Annotated in this window: 15 protein-coding genes; 13 read left to right on the forward strand and 2 right to left on the reverse strand. The window is 64.7% G+C overall.

Annotated elements, in window-relative coordinates; translation table 11 throughout:
- The first annotated feature begins 2 nt into the window (after positions 1-2).
- The 6 genes from hrpA (at position 3) to LDO41_RS02250 (ending at position 8,937) form a co-directional block, all read left to right on the forward strand.
- Entirely contained in the window at positions 3-4,277 is a 4,275-nt protein-coding gene (gene hrpA / locus LDO41_RS02225) for an ATP-dependent RNA helicase HrpA (RefSeq protein ID WP_223981294.1), read from the forward strand.
- 119 nt (positions 4,278-4,396) lie between these two features.
- Positions 4,397-5,380, forward strand: a complete 984-nt coding sequence (locus LDO41_RS02230; protein WP_223981297.1) for a YVTN family beta-propeller repeat protein — start codon at positions 4,397-4,399, stop codon at positions 5,378-5,380.
- 25 nt (positions 5,381-5,405) lie between these two features.
- Positions 5,406-6,227 carry a polysaccharide deacetylase family protein gene (locus tag LDO41_RS02235; protein ID WP_223981299.1) on the forward strand — a complete coding sequence of 274 codons (822 nt, stop codon included), beginning with the start codon at positions 5,406-5,408 and terminating at the stop codon, positions 6,225-6,227.
- Entirely contained in the window at positions 6,227-7,222 is a 996-nt protein-coding gene (locus tag LDO41_RS02240) for a sterol desaturase family protein (protein ID WP_223981301.1), read from the forward strand. Before LDO41_RS02235 ends, LDO41_RS02240 begins: the two co-directional genes overlap by 1 nt.
- 22 nt (positions 7,223-7,244) lie before the next feature.
- Positions 7,245-8,120, forward strand: coding sequence for an EI24 domain-containing protein (locus LDO41_RS02245; RefSeq protein ID WP_223981303.1), 876 nt, complete (start codon positions 7,245-7,247; stop codon positions 8,118-8,120).
- A 13-nt stretch (positions 8,121-8,133) separates the two neighbouring features.
- Positions 8,134-8,937, forward strand: a complete 804-nt coding sequence (locus LDO41_RS02250) for a competence/damage-inducible protein A (RefSeq protein WP_223981305.1) — start codon at positions 8,134-8,136, stop codon at positions 8,935-8,937.
- Positions 8,938-8,989: 52 nt separating this feature from the next.
- Here LDO41_RS02250 and LDO41_RS02255 read toward each other — a convergent pair whose 3' ends face one another.
- Positions 8,990-9,454, reverse strand: coding sequence for a rhodanese-like domain-containing protein (locus tag LDO41_RS02255; protein WP_223981307.1), 465 nt, complete (start codon positions 9,452-9,454; stop codon positions 8,990-8,992).
- A gap of 286 nt (positions 9,455-9,740) precedes the next feature.
- On the opposite strand from LDO41_RS02255, the gene LDO41_RS02260 reads away from it, so the two are divergent.
- The 4 genes from LDO41_RS02260 to ntrC all read left to right on the forward strand — a co-directional run bounded on the left by LDO41_RS02260 (position 9,741) and on the right by ntrC (position 14,733).
- A complete protein-coding gene (locus tag LDO41_RS02260; protein ID WP_223981309.1) occupies positions 9,741-11,156 on the forward strand; it encodes a 3-hydroxylaminophenol mutase in 1,416 nt (471 codons plus the stop codon).
- Positions 11,157-11,375: 219 nt separating this feature from the next.
- Positions 11,376-11,897, forward strand: a complete 522-nt coding sequence (locus LDO41_RS02265; protein WP_223982324.1) for a DUF4124 domain-containing protein — start codon at positions 11,376-11,378, stop codon at positions 11,895-11,897.
- A 4-nt stretch (positions 11,898-11,901) separates the two neighbouring features.
- Complete coding sequence (gene glnL / locus LDO41_RS02270; protein WP_223981311.1) at positions 11,902-13,080, forward strand: nitrogen regulation protein NR(II); 1,179 nt, start codon at positions 11,902-11,904, stop codon at positions 13,078-13,080.
- A gap of 90 nt (positions 13,081-13,170) precedes the next feature.
- The gene (gene ntrC, locus LDO41_RS02275) at positions 13,171-14,733 is read left to right on the forward strand and encodes a nitrogen regulation protein NR(I) (RefSeq protein ID WP_223982326.1); all 1,563 of its coding nucleotides are present in this window, start codon (positions 13,171-13,173) and stop codon (positions 14,731-14,733) included.
- A 202-nt stretch (positions 14,734-14,935) separates the two neighbouring features.
- Here the strand turns inward: ntrC and LDO41_RS02280 are convergent, their stop codons facing one another.
- Entirely contained in the window at positions 14,936-15,733 is a 798-nt protein-coding gene (locus tag LDO41_RS02280) for an HAD-IIB family hydrolase (RefSeq protein ID WP_223981313.1), read from the reverse strand.
- A gap of 227 nt (positions 15,734-15,960) precedes the next feature.
- Between LDO41_RS02280 and ugpB the strand changes: the two genes are divergently transcribed.
- The 3 genes from ugpB (at position 15,961) to ugpE (ending at position 19,140) form a co-directional block, all read left to right on the forward strand.
- Positions 15,961-17,271 carry a sn-glycerol-3-phosphate ABC transporter substrate-binding protein UgpB gene (gene ugpB, locus LDO41_RS02285; protein WP_223981315.1) on the forward strand — a complete coding sequence of 437 codons (1,311 nt, stop codon included), beginning with the start codon at positions 15,961-15,963 and terminating at the stop codon, positions 17,269-17,271.
- 131 nt (positions 17,272-17,402) lie between these two features.
- Positions 17,403-18,284 carry a sn-glycerol-3-phosphate ABC transporter permease UgpA gene (ugpA, locus tag LDO41_RS02290; protein ID WP_223981319.1) on the forward strand — a complete coding sequence of 294 codons (882 nt, stop codon included), beginning with the start codon at positions 17,403-17,405 and terminating at the stop codon, positions 18,282-18,284.
- A 7-nt stretch (positions 18,285-18,291) separates the two neighbouring features.
- Positions 18,292-19,140, forward strand: a complete 849-nt coding sequence (gene ugpE, locus LDO41_RS02295; protein ID WP_223981321.1) for a sn-glycerol-3-phosphate ABC transporter permease UgpE — start codon at positions 18,292-18,294, stop codon at positions 19,138-19,140.
- The last annotated feature ends 3 nt before the right edge of the window (positions 19,141-19,143 follow it).

Below are 19,143 nucleotides of genomic sequence, written 5' to 3' on the forward strand. Positions count from 1 at the left end.
CAATGTCAGCACAACGTCCCGTTAAGCCTCCCGGCAAGCCATCGCAGCCGGCCGGCACGCCTACCCCCGAATCCACCGCCCAGCGCCCGCCCGCGCGCGGACCCGCGCCCGGCCAGCCGGCCGGCGAACCACGCGCGCCGCACACGCCCCGTGAGCGCCGCCCGGCCCCCGATGGGTCGGCCGAGCGCGCTACCGCTCAGCCAGCGCGTGAGCCGCGCGACCCACGCGAGCGTGGCGCGGCGCCCCATGGCACGGCTGGGCGCGAACGCGCATCCGGCCAACCGGCGGGTGGGTCGCGCAACCCACGCGAGCGTGGCGCGGTGCCCAAGGGCGCGGCCGAGCGCGAGCGCGCATCCGGTCAGCCGGCGGGTGAACGCCGCGAAGCCCGCCCGCCGCGTCCGCCGCGCGAGGCTCGTCCGCCACGGCTTGCCAATCCGTTGCCGCCGATCACGTTCCCGGAAGCGCTGCCGGTTTCCGCGCGCCGCGATGAGATCGCGGCCGCGTTGCTGGCCAATCAGGTGGTGATCGTGGCCGGCGAGACCGGCTCCGGGAAGACCACCCAGTTGCCCAAGATCTGCCTGTCGATCGGGCGCGGCCCCGCGCGCGCGGGCAGCGATGGCCAACCTGACAAGGTCGGCGGCGGCCTGATCGGCCACACCCAGCCGCGCCGGATCGCGGCCACCTCCACGGCCAAGCGGATCGCACAGGAACTCGGCTCGCAGGCTGGCGAACATGTCGGCTATCAGGTGCGCTTCAACGACACGATGTCGCCGGGCGCGTCGATCAAGCTGATGACCGACGGCATCTTGCTGGCGGAAACGCAGAACGATCCGCTGCTGCGCGCGTACGACACGATCATCATCGACGAGGCGCATGAACGCAGCCTCAACATCGACTTCCTGATCGGCTACCTGCGCGAGATCCTGCCGAAACGGCCGGATCTGAAGCTGATCATCACGTCGGCGACAATCGACGCCAAACGCTTCGCCGAGCATTTCGCGCACGGCGGCAAGCCCGCGCCCGTGATCGAGGTCAGCGGCCGCCTGTATCCGGTGGAGCTGCGTTACCGGCCGATCCGCGAGGACAAGCCCCCCGGCGCCGCCACGCCTGCGGCGCCCCCTACGTTCAAATCCGCGCAGGCGAAAGAGCGCGACCTCTACGACGGCATCGTCGATGCCGTGGACGAGCTATGCCGCCTGGGCCCGGGCGATGTGCTGGTCTTCCTGCCCGGCGAGCGCGAGATTCGCGAGACCGCCGAGGCGCTACGCAAGCACCATCCGCCGCATACCGAAATCCTGCCGCTGTTCGCGCGGCTGTCCGTGCAGGAGCAGGAGCGCGTGTTCCGGCCTTCGGGCGCGCGCCGCATCGTGCTGGCCACCAACGTGGCCGAAACCTCGCTGACCGTGCCCGGCATCCGCTACGTGGTGGATACCGGCCTCGCGCGCGTCAAGCGGTACTCGTATCGCAACAAGGTGGAGCAACTGCAGATCGAACCGATCTCGCAGGCCGCGGCCAACCAGCGCGCGGGCCGTTGCGGCCGGGTGGCGGACGGCGTCTGCATCCGGCTGTACGAGGAGAGCGACTTCGCGGGCCGGCCGCGCTTCACCGATCCGGAAATCCTGCGTTCGTCGCTGGCGTCCGTGATCCTGCGCATGAAGGCGCTGCGGCTCACCGATATCGAAGCATTTCCGTTTATCGAGCCGCCGCTGGGCCGCGCGGTGGCGGACGGCTATCAGCTGCTGCAGGAACTTGGCGCCGTCGATGACGCCAATCAGTTGACCGGCATGGGCCGGCAGTTGGCCAAGCTACCGCTGGACCCGCGCGTGGCGCGCATGATCCTGGCCGCGCGCGACCAGCATTGCCTGCGCGAAGTGCTGATCATCGCCAGCGCGCTGTCGGTGCAGGATCCGCGCGATCGCCCGCAGGAAGCGCAGGAGGCCGCCGATCAGGCGCATCGCAAGTTCTTCGACGACAAGTCCGACATTCCGTCCGAGTTCCTCGGCTGGGTCAAGTTGTGGAAGTGGTTCGAAGACGCGGTGACGCACAAGAAGAGCAACAAGCAGTTGCAGGACCAGTGCCGCGCCAACTTCCTGTCGCATCTGCGGCTGCGCGAATGGCGCGACGTGCATTCGCAACTGCTGACCACGGTGGCCGAGCAGGGCTGGCGCCTCAATGAGAGCGAGCCGACCTACGAGCAGGTACACAAGGCACTGCTGACCGGGCTGCTTGGCAATATCGGCTGCAAGATCGACGAAGGCGAGAAGGGGCGCGATACACGCGGACGCGAGTATCTGGGCGCGCGCGGCATCAAGTTCCATCTGTGGCCTGGTTCGCTGATCGCGAAGAAGGTGGGGCGCTGGATCATCGCGGCCGAGCTGGTCGAGACCAGCCGGCTGTTCGCGCGCACGCTGGCGCGCGTGGAACCCGAATGGATCGAGCAGGTGGGTAGCCATCTGCTCAAGGTCAGCTGGAGCGATCCGCATTGGGAGAAGAAGGCCGGCCAGGTGCTCGCGCTCGAACGCGCCACGCTGTACGGGTTGGTGGTCTACCAGCATCGACGTATCCACTACGGACCGATGAACCCCGCCGAGGCACGCGAGCTGTTTATCCGTCGCGGGTTGGTGGAAGGCGAGTTCGAGACGCGGTTGCCGTTCTACGCGCACAACCAGCGCCTCGTGCGCGAGATCGAGAACCTCGAGCACAAGTCGCGCCGGCAGGACGTGCTGGTCGACGACGAGCTGATCTACGCGTTCTACGATCGCGCGATTCCGGCCGATATCTACAACCAGGTGTCGTTCGAGAAATGGTACGAGGCAGGGGCCACCAAGGACCGCAAGCTGCTGTACCTCAACCGCGACGAACTGATGCGGCACGAGGCGGCAGGCATCACCACGGACCTGTTCCCGAAGACGATGGCGGTCGCGGGCGTGGACATGGGTCTGACGTACCATTTCGAGCCCGGCAGCCATCGCGACGGCGTGACGCTGACCGTGCCGCTGTACGCGTTGAACCAGGTGCGCCCCGAGCGCGCGGACTGGCTCGTGCCCGGCATGATCAAGGAGAAGGTGCATCTGCTGCTGAAGTCGCTGCCACAGAAGCTGCGCCGCCATTGCGTACCGTTGCCCGACTTTGCGGCGGGCTTCGTGACGCGGCAGCCGTTCGGCGAGGGCGATCTGCTCGACGTGCTGATCACCGATATCCGCGCCGAGACCGGCACCATGATCAAGCGCGCGGACTTCAAGCTGGAGACGCTGCCCGCGCACCACACGATGAACTTCAAGGTCATCGATGAACATGGCCGGCAGCTCGACATGGGCCGCAACCTCGCGCAACTGCGCGCGGAGTTCGGTGGGCAGGCGCAGCAATCGTTCCAGACCATCGCCGCGAGGGATGTGCCTGCTGCCGAGGCCGGTCAGTACGAGAACCTCACCTCCTGGTCGTTCGGCGAATTGCCCGAGCTGCTCGAGATTCGCAAGGGCAACCAGACCCTGTTCGGCTACCCGGCGCTTGTCGATCATGGCGATCATTGCGACGTCGAGGTCTTCGACGATCCGCAGGAAGCCGTGCGCGTGCATCATGCGGGCCTGCGCCGGCTGTTCGGGCTGCAGCTGCGCGAGCAGGTGAAGTTCATCGAGAAGAATGTGCCCAACCTGCAGCAGATGGCCATGCAGTTCATGACGCTGGGCACGCAGGAGGCGCTGCGCGAGCAGATCGTGCAGGTGGCGCTCGATCGCGCATGCCTGCAGGCGCCGCTGCCGCGCAACGAGGCCGAGTTCAACACGCGCAAGGACGAAGGGCGCGCGCGGCTGTCGCTGCTGGCGCAGGAGATCGCGCGGCTGGTCGGCAGCATCCTGGCCGAATACGCGGGCCTGCCGCGCAAGCTGCTACAGGCCAAGCCTTATGGCGCCACGTATCCCGACATGGAGGCGCAACTCGGGCGATTGATGCACAAGTCGTTCGTGGTCGATACGCCGTACACGCAGCTCGTGCACTATCCGCGCTACCTCAAGGGCATGGCGATGCGCGTGGACAAGCTCAAGGGCGATGCGGCGCGCGACAGCCAGCGCCTGCAGGAGATGACCCCGCTGATCCAGCAATGGCAGCGCGCGGAGCAGCAGATGCGCAAACAGGGTCGCGGCGCCACCGATGTGAAGCTCGACGAGTTCCGCTGGATGCTCGAGGAGTTGCGCGTCGCACTTTTTGCGCAGGAATTGCGAACCCCTGTGCCAATGTCGGTCAAACGTCTCCAGAAGGTGTGGGAGTCCATGCAGCGTTGAGCGCACGTGAACGTAAGAAATTATGTGGCGTCATCGAAAAGTGGCGCCCGAACGTTAGAATGCGCGATTCGTCATCGGTGAAGTCTTCAGTGAACGGTCTTATGCTCGTCGGAATGGGTATGCGTCGGATAGGTCAGGTAGTGGCTGGCGCTTTGGGCGCTTTGGCCGTAGGTTTGGTTCTGTCCGCGCCAGCGCGGGCCGAAGTCGTCGTTGTGCTCAATTCGGGTGATGCAACCGTCACGCTGATCGACAAGGACACGCAAAAGGTCCTGGAGACCTTTCCGGTCGGCAAGGAGCCGCACCATCTGATTGCCACGCCCGACGACAAGTCGCTGATCGTGGCCAACGCGGTCGGCAACGACCTCGTGTTCGTCGATCCGGTCACGGGCAAGGTGCAGCAGCGCGTGCCCAATATCGACGATCCGTACCAGATCGGCTTCTCCCCGGACCAGAAGTGGTTCGTGGCGACCGGCAATCGACTCGATCGCGTCGATGTCTACCGCTGGGACGGCCACGCGCTCAAGATCGCCAAGCAATTCCCGCTGGGCCGCACGCCGAGCCATATCGCGTTCACCGCGGACAGCAAGATCGCGTTTATCACGCTGCAGGACTCGAACCAGATCGCGGCGATCGACCTGACCACGATGACCGTGATGTGGGTCATGGAAGCAGGCTCGGCGCCCGCGGGCGTGTGGGTGACGCCCGACCAGAAGTATCTGCTGGTCGGCATGACCGGTGCCGACTACGTGGCCGTGATCGACTGGCACACGCGCACCGTGGTCAAGCAGATCCAGACCGGCAAGGGCGCGCATAATTTCCGCGCGGTGGGTGATCGCCGCCATCTGTTCCTGACCAATCGCGTGTCCGGCACCATCAGCATCATCGACCAGCAGACGCTGTCGAAGGTGGGCGACATCACGGGCCTGCCGCCCGGTCCCGACGACATGGAGCTGACCGCCGACGGCAAGACGCTGTGGGTCTCCTGCCGCTGGTCGCGTTCGGTGGCGCTGGTCGACGTGGCCACGCGCAAGGTAGTCAAGACGATTCGCGTGGGCAAGTCGCCGCACGGCATCTACTTCCGCACACGCGCGCCGCTTTACTGATTCTTATCGTCTCTGACGACTCATCATGCGCAAGATCCTCACGGTGTTGACCTCGGTGGCGGCCACAATCTCGGCCGCGGCCGCGATGGTCTTCGCCGGGCCCGCGCAGGCCGCCGACGCCTGCCGCGCCGGCACGCTGTACCTGACCTTCGACACCGGCAGCATGAGCCAGGCCGAGCTGATCGCGCGCACGCTGCGCAAGCACCATATCCGCGCGACGTTCTTCCTGGCCAACGAGCCCACGGTCAACCACGACAGCTCGCTCGACCCCACGTGGGCGCCATACTGGAAATCGCTGGCCGCCGACGGGCATGTCTTCGGCAGCCATACGTTCGATCATGTCTACTTCCGCGCGGTGCGCGACGGCAAGGTGATCATGCGCCCGCAGTTCGGCGCCGAAGGCGGCAAGGACGTGGCGATGACGGCCGATGCCTTCTGCACGGAACTGCGCCGCAGCGCGCAGGCCCTGCAATCGATGACCGGGCAGCCGATGGCGCCGCTGTGGCGTGCGCCCGGTGGCCGCACCTCGCCGCAGACATTGCAGTGGGCCGAGCAATGTGGCTTCCACCACGTGGCTTGGGCCCCGGCGGGCTTTCTCGGTGACGAGCTATCCTCGGAGAAATTCCCCAACGACAAGCTGCTGGCGCGCGCATTGCGCGACCTGCGCGACGGTGACATCACCATGGCGCATCTGGGCATCTGGTCGCGCAAGGATGCGTGGGCGCCGGCGGTGCTGGATCCGTTGCTGACGGGGCTGGAGCAGAAGGGCTTCTGCTTTGCCACGCTGCGCGAGCATCCTCAGTACAAGGCGTGGTTCGCGCAGCCGAAGAAGGATGGAGCACGCTGATGTGGGACGCGTTCACCAACTGGATGTCGGGCTGGATCGGACAGGTCGAGGGTGCCGTGTTCCAGGACGTCGTGCTGCCCGTGGTCTACCACCTCGGCTTCGGTGGCTATGCGGAAGAGGCGTTCACGGGCACGGAATGGCTGCTTGCGGGCATCGTGCAGATCATCGTGATGATCCTGATCCTGGGGCCGCTGGAAAAGCTGCGTCCGGTGGAAGCGGTGACCGATCGCCGCGCGATCCGCGTGGACATCCTGTACACGGTGATTCACCGGCTGGGGCTGTTCCGGCTGGCGATGTTCTTTCTGCTCGACCCGCTCAGCGACCTGATCGAGGGACACCTGCGGCTGCTGGGCTGGCAGCGCGTCAACGTCGAGGACTGGTGGCCCGCGCTGACGGCCTCGCCGCTGGTCAGCTTCCTGATCTATCTGGTGCTGTTCGACCTCGTCGACTACTGGTATCACCGGTTCTCGCATACCTATCGCTGGTGGTGGAGCCTGCATGCGCTGCATCACAGCCAGCGGCAGATGACGCTGTGGAGCGATAACCGCAATCATCTGCTCGACGACATCCTGCGCGATACCGTGTTCGCGGTGATTGCGCTCGCGGTGGGCGTGGAGCCGTCGCAGTACATCCTGCTGGTGGCGCTCTCCCAGTTGCTGCAAAGCCTGCAGCACGCCAACCTGCGCGTGCATTTTGGCGCGCTCGGCGAGCGGCTGCTGGTGTCGCCGCGTTTTCATCGCACGCATCACGCCGTCGGCCTTGGTCACGAGACGGCGGGCAAGGCCGGCAAGCCGATGCGCCTGGGCGGCTGCAACTTCGGCGTCTTGTTTCCATGGTGGGATATGATGTTCGGCACCGCGGTGTTCACCGATCGGTATTACCAGACCGGCGTGCGTGACCAGATGCCGCCGCCGACGGGCAGGAACCGCGACTACGGTCGCGGCTTTTTCGCGCAGCAGTGGTACGGCGTCAAGCGGCTGCTGCGCCTGCACTGACCCTCTTACGTAAGGCCGGCGCATGAATGACATCCTCCGCGCTTTCGGGCGCGCCCTCGTCAGTCAGTTCCACCCACGCATGCTGATGCTGACCGTGCTGCCATTCGTGCTGGCCACGGTGCTGTGGGGCGGGCTCCTGTGGTGGGGATGGGAGCCGATCATGGGCACCACGCGCGCGCTGCTAGAGGGCTCGGCTTTCACGAGCTGGATCTATGCGGCGCTCGAGTGGATGAACCTGCAGTCGCTGCGCTCGGTCATCGCGCCGTTGTTCGTGCTGACGCTGGCGGTGCCGCTGGTCATTGCCTCGATGCTGGTCTTCATCAGCCTGTGCTCGGTGCCGGCGGTGGTGAAGCATCTGGAGCGCAGCTATCCCGATCTGGCCAAGTCACGCGGTGGCAGCGTGTTCGGCAGCGTGGTGGCGTCGTTCGGCAATACGTTCGTGTTTCTGCTGCTGGTGATCGTCACGCTGCCGCTGTGGCTGATTCCGCCGTTTTTCGCGTTGATTCCGCCGGTGCTGTGGGGCTGGCTGACCTATCGCGTGATGACCTATGACGCGCTGGCCGAGCATGCCACGGCCGAGGAGCGCAAGACGCTGATCAAGCGCCATCGCGGCGCGTTGCTGACCATCGGCATCGCGGTAGGCCTGCTGGGCTCCGCGCCGACGCTGCTGTGGGTGTGGTCGGCGATGATCATCTTCCTGTTTCCGGTCGTGCTCGTGGGGACGTTATGGCTCTACGTGCTGATCTTTATCTTCTCGGCGCTGTGGTTCGGGCATTTCTGCCTGCGCGCGCTCGCGCAGCTGCGCGCCGAACGCCTTGCCACGGCGCCATCGCCGGCGCCGGGCGGCGACATCATCGATCTGGCGCCGTCCGATATCCGGCGCATTGAACCATCCTGAAGCGGGGGCAAACATGGGTTTTGGCCTGATCGTCATCGGTGACGAGATTCTGTCGGGGCGGCGCGAGGACAAGCACATGCGCCGTGCCATCGAGCTGATGGGCGCGCGAGGTATCGCGCTCGACTGGGCCGAGTACATCGGCGACGACCGCGTGCGCATCACGGCCACGCTGCGCCGCACGCTGGCGACCAGCGACGTGGTGTTCTGCACTGGCGGCATCGGCGCCACGCCCGACGACCATACGCGCCAGTGCGTGGCGGCAGCGCTTGGCGTACCGCTGGCGCTGCATCCGGAGGCGCGCGAACTGATCGCGCAGCGTATCGTCGAGACCGCCGAGGGCGACCCGGTCAAGGCCGACCTCGAGCGGCCCGAGAACCAGCATCGTTTCAAGATGGGCGAGTTCCCGGTGGGCGCGCGCATCATCCCCAACAGTTACAACCGCATTCCAGGTTTCTCGGTGGCGGACCATCATTTCATGCCGGGTTTCCCGGTGATGGCGTGGCCGATGATGGAGTGGGTGCTCGATCATCACTACTCGGACCTATTCCACCTCGCGCGCGAGCAGTCGCGCGCGTTCTACGTGTTCGAAGCACCGGAGTCGACGCTGACGCCGCTGATGGAGCAGGTGGAATCGACCTTCGACGGCATCCGCGTGTTCAGCCTGCCGTCCGTCGGTGACGTCAGCCGTGGCGACCGCTTTGCGCGACGCCATATCGACCTCGGGGTCAAAGGCCCCGAGGAACTCGTGGCCCCCGCCTACGCGATGCTGCTGAACGGCGTGCGGGCCATGGGCTTCGAGATCGTGGAACAAGGCTAGACGCGGGGCTAGCCAGCGTCCAGCCAGGTCGGTCGGCGCGGGGCAGGGTGCCTCAGGCGCCGTGCCACGGCAGGCCGCGGAAGCACCAGCCTTCCACGGCCTTGCGATGGTAGTCCGTGTCGCGCGGGCCCTCGAACCCTTCCAGGACATCCATCGCCAGCTTGAAACCGGCTTCCGTGGCCACGCGCGCGGCATGCTTCGAGCGCGCGGCGCTACGGCACAGGAACAGCACCGGTGTGTCGACGCCCACCCGGGCGCGCAGTTCGGCCACAAAGTTCGGATTCTGCACGCCGCCCGGGTAAGTGGACCATTCGACATGCGCGAACTGGCTGTCCGGCACATCCACACCACCGACCCAGTCGAGTTCCGCCTGCGTGCGCACGTCCACCAGCACCGCCGACGGATCGGCCTGCAGCAGCGCATAGGATTCCTGCGGGGTGAGGGCGCCGTAGTACGCAAGCTGGTTCTGCTGCTGGCGCGCCTTGGCGGCCTGAAGAAGTTCGTCGCGGGTAGTCATGGTGAGAGCGAGTCAGGTAGAAAGAGTGTGCCCGGGGCACGGTTTCGGCGCTATTCTAGCGCTCCGGGCACCCCGATATTCGCAAGCGCCTCGTTGCGGTGCATAAGCACCAAATAAGTGCTATTACACTGGTCATGCACCATAATGGTGAGATGGCTCAGTGCACTTTTAGCGGGATTCGCGCTTGCGTAGTTGGTTTCTGTTGGCATGCTTTCTGCTAACATTCCTCGTCCCTTTTGGGGTGGTTCCCACAGCTCAGATTCAGCCGAATTTCCAGGAGATAGGCATGGCCCAAAGCGTTGCAGATGTAATGAAGCTTGTGAAGGAAAACGACGTCAAGTTCGTCGATTTCCGCTTCACGGATACCAAAGGCAAGGAACAGCACGTCTCGGTGCCGACGTCGCATTTCGACGAAGACAAGTTCGAAAGCGGCCATGCATTCGACGGCTCGTCCATCGCTGGCTGGAAGGGTATCGAAGCTTCGGACATGCTGCTGATGCCGGATTCGAACACCGCTCACATCGATCCGTTCTATGAAGAGCCGACGCTGGTGCTGACCTGCGACGTGGTGGAGCCGTCCGACGGCAAGGGCTACGACCGCGACCCGCGTTCGATCGCCCGCCGCGCGGAAGCCTACCTGAAGAGCTCCGGCCTGGGCGATGCCGCCTACTTCGGTCCGGAACCCGAATTCTTCATCTTCGACGGCGTGACCTGGAACGTCGACATGCAAGGCTGCTTCGTGAAGATCGAATCCGAAGAAGCCCCGTGGTCGTCGGCCAAGACCTTCGAGCACGGCAACAGCGGTCACCGTCCGGGCAAGAAGGGCGGCTACTTCCCGGTTGCCCCGATCGACACGTTCCAGGACATGCGTTCGGAAATGTGCCTGATTCTCGAATCGCTGGGCATTCCCGTTGAAGTGCACCACCACGAAGTGGCTGGTCAGGGCCAGAACGAAATCGGCACGCGCTTCAGCACGCTGGTGCAACGCGCCGACTGGACGCAGCTGCAGAAGTACGTGATCCAGAACGTCGCGCACACCTACGGCAAGACCGCCACGTTCATGCCGAAGCCGATCGTTGGCGACAACGGTTCGGGCATGCACGTGCACCAGTCCGTGTGGAAGGATGGCCAGAACCTGTTCGCGGGCAACGGCTACGCCGGCCTGTCGGAATTCGCGCTGTACTACATCGGGGGCATCATCAAGCACGCTCGCGCGCTGAACGCCATCACGAACCCGGGTACCAACTCGTACAAGCGTCTGGTGCCGGGCTTCGAGGCTCCGGTCAAGCTGGCCTACTCGGCTCGCAACCGTTCGGCTTCGATCCGTATTCCGTACGTGGCCAACCCGAAGGGCCGTCGCATCGAGACCCGTTTCCCGGATCCGCTGTGCAACCCGTACCTGGGCTTCTCGGCACTGCTGATGGCTGGTCTGGACGGCGTTCAGAACAAGATCCATCCGGGCGAAGCTGCCGACAAGAACCTGTATGACCTGCCGCCGGAAGAAGACGCGAAGATCCCGACCGTCTGCTCGAGCCTGGATCAGGCGCTGGAACACCTCGACAACGATCGCGAGTTCCTGACGCGCGGTGGTGTGTTCTCGAATTCGATGCTGGACGCCTACATCGACCTCAAGATGGAAGAAGTCACGCGTTTCCGCATGACGACGCACCCGATCGAGTTCGACATGTACTACTCGCTGTAAAGCGAGATCGTGCCGGATTGTGACCTGGGTGACCGGGTTGTGATCGGGCAACAGTAGCACCAGAAAGGGGCGGCCTCGGCTGTCCCTTTTTGTTTGGAAGCGCAGGATGCTCGCTAGAATGGGGCTCTTTTCATAATAACGGGGTCAATGTCCATGAACGCTTTTTGGGATGCCGCTGGAGGTGAGATCGCGCATCGGGTGCCGGCGCGGCCCGGGCGAATGCTCGCGCACCAGTTTCGTGTCGTTTTCCCCATTGTGGGGCTTGCGCTGGTGCTGGCGGCGTGGAACTTGCCGGCCGCCGCGCAGTCTTCCGACGTGTATGTCTGCGCTGGGCCGAACGGCGTGCCCGAATATCGCAACGGCAACGCGGGCAAGAACTGCAAGAAGCTGAGCCTGCCCGATGTGGTGACGGTGCCGGGCGGGGCGCGTCCGCAGGCTAACCGTGGCACGGGTGGTGCGGGTACTTCCGCGTCGTCAACGTCGTTCCCGCGTGTGGACGGTGCCACGCAGAAGAGCCGCGACGGCGAGCGCCGTGGCGTGCTGGAGCAGGAGTTGCAGAGCGAAGAGGCCAAGCTGTCCGCGTTGCGCGCCGAGTACAACAACGGCGAGCCGGAGCGGCAGGGCAACGAGCGCAACTATCAGAAATATCTCGATCGCACGGCCTCGCTGCGCGACGACATCGCACGTAGCGAAGCCAATCTGGCATCGCTGCGGCGCGAGCTATCCAACTTGAAGGACTGATCTCATGCGTCGCCTGATTCGCGGGGTTTCACGTAAGGTAATCGGAGTGGATCGTGGGTCCGACCGCGCCCAGGACGATCCCGCGACGCAGGGTGAGCAGCCCGCCAACGTCGTGCCCCTCGGGGACGTGGCGTTTCACCCGGGCCTCGACGTGATTGCCAACCCGGTGCTGCTGGTGCGCGGCCCAGGGCTCAACGTGGTGTACGCGAACCCGGCTTCCGAGGCCGCGTTCGCGATGTCGCGGCGCGCGATGGTGGAGCTGACGCTGCCGGATTTGTTCGGCGAGCTGGAAGAAGTGCGCAGCATGATCGAGAGCGTGACCGCGCGGCAGGTCGACGTGCGGCGGCAGGACCTGCTGTTGAAGCCGCCGTTGCAGGAGCCGCTGCACGCGCACGTGGTGATCGGCGCGATCGAGGGCCATCCCTCCACCGTGCTGGTCGAGCTCATGCACAACGAGCAGAAGCTGCGCAGCGATCGCGAGGAGCGCCTGATCGACCTGACGTCGGCCAACAAGGAGCTGATCCGCAATCTGGCGCACGAGATCAAGAACCCGCTCGGCGGCATCCGCGGCGCGGCGCAGTTGCTCGAGTTCGAGCTGCCGGAACGCGCGCTGCGCGAGTACACGCAGGTGATCATCAAGGAGTCGGACCGGCTGCAGACGCTGGTGGACCGGCTGCTTGAGCCGCATCGCCATCCGCATATCGTGTCGGAGCTCAATATCCACGAGGTGCTCGAGCGCGTGCGCTCGGTGGTGCTGGCGGAATTCCCGAATGGGCTCGAGATAGTGCGCGACTACGACGCGAGCCTGCCGGACCTGCGCGGTGACATGGAGCAGCTGATCCAGGCCGTGCTCAACATCGTTCATAACGCCGCGCAGGCGCTGCACGAGCGCATCGCGCGCGGCGATGCGCAGATCGTATTGCGGACGCGCGTGGCGCGTCAGGTCACGATTGCGAAGCGTTTGTACAAGCTGGCATTGGACTTGCATGTGACTGACAACGGCCCGGGCATCCCCGAGGACATACGCGAACGCATCTTCTATCCGCTGGTATCGGGACGGGATGGCGGTAGCGGACTCGGTCTCACACTCGCTCAAACCTTCGTGCAGCAGCACGAGGGCTTGATCGAATGCGAGAGCCGGCCGGGCTTTACCGACTTCCGTATTCTGCTGCCGCTCCACTAGTCGCCTGCCGGCGTGTCGTGCGAGCGAAGCGGGCCCGCCACCAGCGGGATGACGGGAGACCACATGACACCGAGCAGACAAGCGACGCACATGAAGCCGATCTGGATAGTCGACGACGATCAATCAATCCGCTGGGTCCTCGAGAAGGCCCTCGCACGTGAAAGCCTGCTCTCCCGCAGTTTTACCAACGTACGCGACGTGCTCGCGGCGCTGGAGGACGACGAGCCGCAGGTCCTCATCTCCGATATCCGCATGCCGGGCGGCTCCGGCCTCGATCTGCTGCAGGCGCTCAAGGCGCGTCATCCGGGTCTGCCCGTGATCGTGATGACCGCGTACTCGGACCTCGACAGCGCGGTGGCCGCGTTCCAGGGCGGGGCCTTCGAATACCTCGCCAAGCCGTTCGACGTGGACAAGGCGGTGGAGCTGATTCGCCGCGCGCTCGAGGAGAGCCTGCGCGAGGAAGAACTGGAAGACCGCCTGGTCGATGCGCCCGAGATTCTCGGTCAGGCGCCGGCGATGCAGGATGTGTTCCGCGCGATCGGTCGTCTTTCGCAATCGAACGTCACGGTGATGATCACCGGCGAGTCGGGTACCGGCAAGGAACTCGTCGCGCGCGCGCTGCACAAGCACAGCCCGCGCGCGAACGGTCCGTTTATCGCGCTGAACACGGCCGCGATTCCGAAGGACCTGCTCGAGTCCGAACTGTTCGGCCATGAGCGCGGCGCGTTCACTGGCGCGCAGACCATGCGGCGCGGCCGTTTCGAACAGGCCGAGGGCGGTACGCTGTTCCTCGATGAAATCGGCGACATGCCGTTCGATCTGCAGACGCGTCTGCTGCGCGTGCTGTCGGATGGCAATTTCTATCGCGTGGGCGGCCACAATCCGCTGCGCGCCAACGTGCGCGTGATTGCGGCCACCCACCAGAACCTCGAGACGCGCGTCAAGGAAGGGCTGTTCCGCGAGGATTTGTTCCACCGCCTCAACGTGATCCGGCTGCGTCTGCCGCCGCTGCGCGAACGGCCAGAAGACATCACGCTGCTGGCGCGTCATTTCCTGCAGAAGAGTGCCAAGGAACTTGGCGTGGAACCGAAGCGCATGTCCGACGAAGCGCTGGCTTATGTCAGCACGCTGCCGTTCCCGGGCAACGTGCGGCAACTCGAGAACCTCTGCAACTGGCTGACCGTGATGGCGCCCGCGCAGACCATCGAGGTCAAGGATATGCCGCGCGAGATGATCGGTGGCGGCGTGCCGGATAGCGGGGCGCCGACGCGCGCGCCCGAGCGTTCGAGTGGTGGCGCGGGTAGTGCCGACTACGAAGCGATCGAGTCCGGCGACTATGCGATGGGCAGCGACGGCGACACGATGGTGGCTGCTCGTCCTCTGAGCCCGGTCAATGTCATGCCGGGTCTGGCCGTGCCGGCGTCCGCCGCCGCGGTCTCCGCGAGCTGGGAAATGCTGCTGGCCACGGAGGCCAAGGCAATGCTCGAGGCCGGGCAGCCCGACGTGATGGACGCGCTGACGCGACGCTTCGAAAAAGCCGTCCTCGAAGCCGCGCTCGGCGTCACCCGCGGCCGCCGCGTCGAGGCCGCCACCCGCCTCGGCATCGGCCGCAACACGATCACGCGCAAGCTGCAGGAACTGGGCTTCGATTGATCGGGGCCCCGGCGGCTGCGACCGGGGCACGCCCGGTTTGCTCCCTCGGCCTCGTGGGCGAGCGGTCGCGACTGAGCCACTCTCGGTTTGCTCCCCTCTCCCTTGGGAGAGGGGTCGGGGGAGAGGGTGAAAGCATAAGTAACCAATTGTTTTCTCCCTTCTCCCTCGGGGAGAGGGGCCGGGGGTGAGGGCACACGGCGCGTCAGCGCGCCGCCAGCAGCAATTCCACCATCTCCGCGAATCCCTCGCCGCCGGCGGCCTCCGTGACGTACGCGGGTGCCACCGGCAGCAATGGCAGCACCTCGCGCACGTTCGCCACACCCACCGACAGCGGAAAGTGCCCGAACATCGCCGCATCGTTGGCCGAGTCGCCAATGAACAGCCACTGATCGCGCCCGGCGTTCACCTCGTCGATCTCCCCGCCAAGCAACTCCTCCACACACAGCCGGCTCATCGACAGCTTGTCGTGCGCGCCGAACCAGCCGTTCACATGGATCGAGCTGACCGTCGCGGTCATGCCTGCCGCGCGCATCATCGCGGCAATGCGCGCCACCGCCTCCGCGGGCAGCTTCGGCACATCCTCGGCATGGTCGATCGCGAGGTCGGCCGCATGCCACGCCTGATCCGACGCCAGCGCGCAGCCAGGCACGGCCCGCACGATCTCGTCGCCGAGCGCGTGGATGCGCGCGAGATTGCGCGCGCGCGTCTCCGCGTCGTCGAGGTATCGCGTCACAAGCTTGCCCTCGCGCAGGTGGCAATAGAACGCGCCGTTCTCGCCAATGATCGCGTCCACGGGCCACAGCCGCGTCAGGATCTCGGCCCAGGCAATGCAGCGTCCGGTGACCGGAATCACATGCAGACCGGCGCGTTTCAGGCGGTCGAGCGCAACATAGGTGGCGGCGGGCAGGGCACCGTTGGTAGTCAGCGTGCCGTCGATATCGGTCAGCACGCCACGAACGCGGCGCAGGGCCGCGGCAGGGAGGGAGGCGATGGGTTGCATGGCCGCGCATTGTACGCAAACGGATTGGAAACTGCGCGCACATGGGCGAACCGGCTTTCCTGCGCCGTCAAGCGCTTTGTGTCGTAAAAAAGCTGCAAGATTTCTGTCACAAACCGGGTTTGTCCGGTTTCCTGCGCGAGTCGACCGGCGTAACATCCCGCTGACACAAAAAATGCATAGATTCAGTCGCTTTTCGCCGATTGATGACAGCCTCAGGAGAGTCGCAGATGTCCTTCCCGCGCAATATGTTGAAGTTCGCTGCCGTGGCCATGCTGGCCGTGGCGGGCACCGCCCATGCCGCCGTCGAGATTCAGTGGTGGCATGCCATGGAGGGCGCCCTGAATGAAAAAGTCAACGACATCGCCAACAAGTTCAACGCTAGCCAGTCCGACTACAAAGTTGTCCCGGTAAACAAGGGCAACTACGACGAGACCATGGCCGCAGGTATCGCCGCGTTCCGTGCCGGCAGCCCGCCGGCGATTCTGCAGGTGTTCGAAGTGGGCACGGCCACGATGATGAGCGCCAAGGGCGCGATCAAGCCGGTCTCGACGGTGATGAAGGACGCGGGCGAGAAGTTCGACCAGTCGGCCTACATCCCGGCCGTGGCGGGTTACTACACGTCCTCGAAGGGCGAGATGCTGTCGTTCCCGTTCAACAGCTCGACGACGGTGTTCTATTACAACAAGGACGCCTTCAAGAAGGCGGGCCTCGACCAGCCGCCCAAGACGTGGCCGGAAGTCATGCAGTACTCGGCCAAGCTCAAGGCTTCGGGCGTGAACTGCGCGTACACGACCGACTGGCAGGGCTGGGTGCACCTCGAGTCGTTCTCGGCCTGGCACAACACGCTGTACGCGACCAAGAACAACGGTTTCGGTGGCACCGATGCGCGCCTGGCCTTCAACAGCCCGCTGCACGTGAAGCACATCACGAACCTGCAGGACATGGTCAAGAAGGGCTACTTCAGCTACGGCGGCCGCAAGGCGGAGTCGCAGGCCAAGTTCTATAACGGCGAATGCGCGATGTTCACGGGTTCGTCGGCCTCGCTGGCCAACATCCGCCGCAACGCGAAGTTCCAGTTTGGCGTCTCGACGCTGCCGTACTACCCGGACGTCCAGGGCGCGCCGCAGAACACGATCATCGGCGGCGCTTCGCTGTGGGTGATGGGCGGCAAGAAGGCGGAAGAGTACAAGGGCGTGGCCAAGTTCTTCACGTACCTGTCGCGTCCGGAAATTCAGTCGGACTGGCACCAGGCCACCGGCTACCTGCCGGTGACGATGGCCGCGTACGAACTGACCAAGAAGTCGGGCTTCTATGACAAGAACCCGGGTGCCGACGTGTCGGTGCAGCAGATGGTCGTGAAGACCACCGACAAGTCGCGCGGCGTGCGCCTCGGCAACCTCGTGCAGATCCGCACCGTGGTGGACGAGGAGCTGGAATCCGTGTGGGCCGGCAAGAAGGAACCGCAGGCAGCGCTGGACAACGCCGTCAAGCGCGGCAACGAACTGCTCGAGCGCTTCCAGAAGACCGTCAAGGAATGATCGCCGGCGCGTATCGCGCCAGCATCGATCCCTTGTAGTCGTCGTCATACCCGCAGTACCAGCAGCACCGGTCGGGCCGCCTCGCGCGGCCCGATTCGCCCTGATAGTTTCGGTTTCAGAATCAGATTCCAATGGAAAAACGCGTTGTTTTCCGCTCACCGTGGTTGCCGTATCTGCTGGTGTTGCCGCAGATCGCCATCACGCTGATCTTCTTCTTCCTTCCCGCCGGCCAGGCGTTGTGGCAATCGCTGCTGCAGCAGGATGCCTTCGGCATCAACCTGGAATTCGTCGGGCTCGACAATTTCATGGTGCTCTGGAACGACCCGCTCTATATCGAGTCGTTCCGCATCACCGCCGTGTTCGCGATCGGCGTGACGCTGGTGGGCCTTTCCACCGCGCTGCTGCTCGCGTACTTTGCCGACCGCGTGCTGCGCGGCGCCACGGCCTACAAGACGCTGCTGATCTGGCCGTACGCGGTAGCTCCCGCGGTGGCCGGCGTGCTGTGGATGTTCATGTTCAACCCGACGCTCGGTATCGTCTCGTACGGTCTGCGCGCGCTCGGCGTGAACTGGAACTTCCTGCTCGATGGCAACCAGGCGCTGCTGCTCGTGGTGCTGGCCGCCGCGTGGAAGCAGGTGAGCTACAACTTCCTGTTCTTCCTGGCCGGGCTGCAGAGTATTCCGCGCTCGCTGATCGAGGCCGCCGCCATCGACGGCGCCGGCCCGTGGAAGCGCTTCTGGTCGATCATCTTCCCGCTGCTGTCGCCGACCACGTTCTTCCTGCTCGTGATCAACATCGTGTACGCGTTCTTCGACACGTTCGCGATCATCGACGCGGTAACGCACGGTGGTCCGTTCAACTCCACCAACACGCTCGTGTACAAGGTGTTCCACGACGGCTTCCGCGGCATGGACATCGGTGGCTCGGCCGCGCAGTCGGTGGTGCTGATGGTGATCGTGATCGCGCTGACAGTAGTGCAGTTCCGCTACGTCGAGCGCAAGGTTCAGTACTGAGGTCGCCATGGTAGAAAGACGCCCCATTCTCGATATCCTGACCCACGTGGTGCTGATCCTCGGCATCGCGGTGGTCGCCTTCCCGGTCTACGTGACGTTCGTCGCGTCGACGCTCACGGCCGAGCAGGTGCTGGACGCACCGATGACGTTGCTACCGGGTGGCCACTTCTTCGAAAACTATCGCACGGTCCTGTTCTCCGGCGTGGGCGAATCGGCCTCGCCGGTTACGACCATGATGAAGAACAGCCTGATCATGGCGCTCGGCATCGCGCTCGGCAAGATCGCGATCTCGATCATCTCGGCGTTCGCGATCGTGTATTTCCGCTTTCCGATGCGCAAGCTGTTCTTCTGGCTGATCTTCATCACGCTGATGCTGCCGGTGGAAGTGCGGATCCTGCCGACCTACAAGGTCGTGTCGGACCTCGGCATGCTCGACAGCTATTTCGGCCTGACGATTCCGATCATCGCCTCGGCGACGGCAACGTTCCTGTTCCGCCAGTTCTTCCTGACCATTCCGGACGAGCTGGCCGAGGCCGCGCGCATCGACGGCGCGGGCCCGCTGCGCTTCTTCTGGGACGTGGTGCTGCCGCTGTCGCGCACGAGCGTGGCGGCGTTGTTCGTGATCCAGTTCATCTACGGCTGGAATCAATACCTGTGGCCGCTGCTGATTACGACGCAGAAATCGATGACGCCGGTAGTGGTGGGCGTCACGCAGATGATCTCGCGATCGGGCGATGCGGCTACCGACTGGAATCTCGTGATGGCGACCGTGATGCTGGCCATGGTGCCGCCGGCACTCGTGGTGCTGCTGATGCAGCGCTGGTTCGTCAAGGGTCTCGTGGAAACCGAGAAATAAAAT

Origin of the sequence: Cupriavidus pampae, assembly GCF_914271485.1 — a bacterium.
GTDB lineage: Bacteria > Pseudomonadota > Gammaproteobacteria > Burkholderiales > Burkholderiaceae > Cupriavidus > Cupriavidus pampae.

Coding starts and splice junctions, on each gene's coding strand:
- ugpE (WP_223981321.1), top strand. CDS start 18,292: ATGGTAGAAAGACGCCCCATTCTCGATATCCTGACCCACGTGGTGCTG.
- LDO41_RS02230 (WP_223981297.1), top strand. CDS start 4,397: ATGCGTCGGATAGGTCAGGTAGTGGCTGGCGCTTTGGGCGCTTTGGCC.
- LDO41_RS02235 (WP_223981299.1), top strand. CDS start 5,406: ATGCGCAAGATCCTCACGGTGTTGACCTCGGTGGCGGCCACAATCTCG.
- ntrC (WP_223982326.1), top strand. CDS start 13,171: ATGAAGCCGATCTGGATAGTCGACGACGATCAATCAATCCGCTGGGTC.
- LDO41_RS02265 (WP_223982324.1), top strand. CDS start 11,376: ATGCTCGCGCACCAGTTTCGTGTCGTTTTCCCCATTGTGGGGCTTGCG.
- hrpA (WP_223981294.1), top strand. CDS start 3: ATGTCAGCACAACGTCCCGTTAAGCCTCCCGGCAAGCCATCGCAGCCG.
- LDO41_RS02250 (WP_223981305.1), top strand. CDS start 8,134: ATGGGTTTTGGCCTGATCGTCATCGGTGACGAGATTCTGTCGGGGCGG.
- glnL (WP_223981311.1), top strand. CDS start 11,902: ATGCGTCGCCTGATTCGCGGGGTTTCACGTAAGGTAATCGGAGTGGAT.
- LDO41_RS02260 (WP_223981309.1), top strand. CDS start 9,741: ATGGCCCAAAGCGTTGCAGATGTAATGAAGCTTGTGAAGGAAAACGAC.
- ugpA (WP_223981319.1), top strand. CDS start 17,403: ATGGAAAAACGCGTTGTTTTCCGCTCACCGTGGTTGCCGTATCTGCTG.
- ugpB (WP_223981315.1), top strand. CDS start 15,961: ATGTCCTTCCCGCGCAATATGTTGAAGTTCGCTGCCGTGGCCATGCTG.
- LDO41_RS02255 (WP_223981307.1), bottom strand. CDS start 9,454: ATGACTACCCGCGACGAACTTCTTCAGGCCGCCAAGGCGCGCCAGCAG.
- LDO41_RS02245 (WP_223981303.1), top strand. CDS start 7,245: ATGAATGACATCCTCCGCGCTTTCGGGCGCGCCCTCGTCAGTCAGTTC.
- LDO41_RS02280 (WP_223981313.1), bottom strand. CDS start 15,733: ATGCAACCCATCGCCTCCCTCCCTGCCGCGGCCCTGCGCCGCGTTCGT.
- LDO41_RS02240 (WP_223981301.1), top strand. CDS start 6,227: ATGTGGGACGCGTTCACCAACTGGATGTCGGGCTGGATCGGACAGGTC.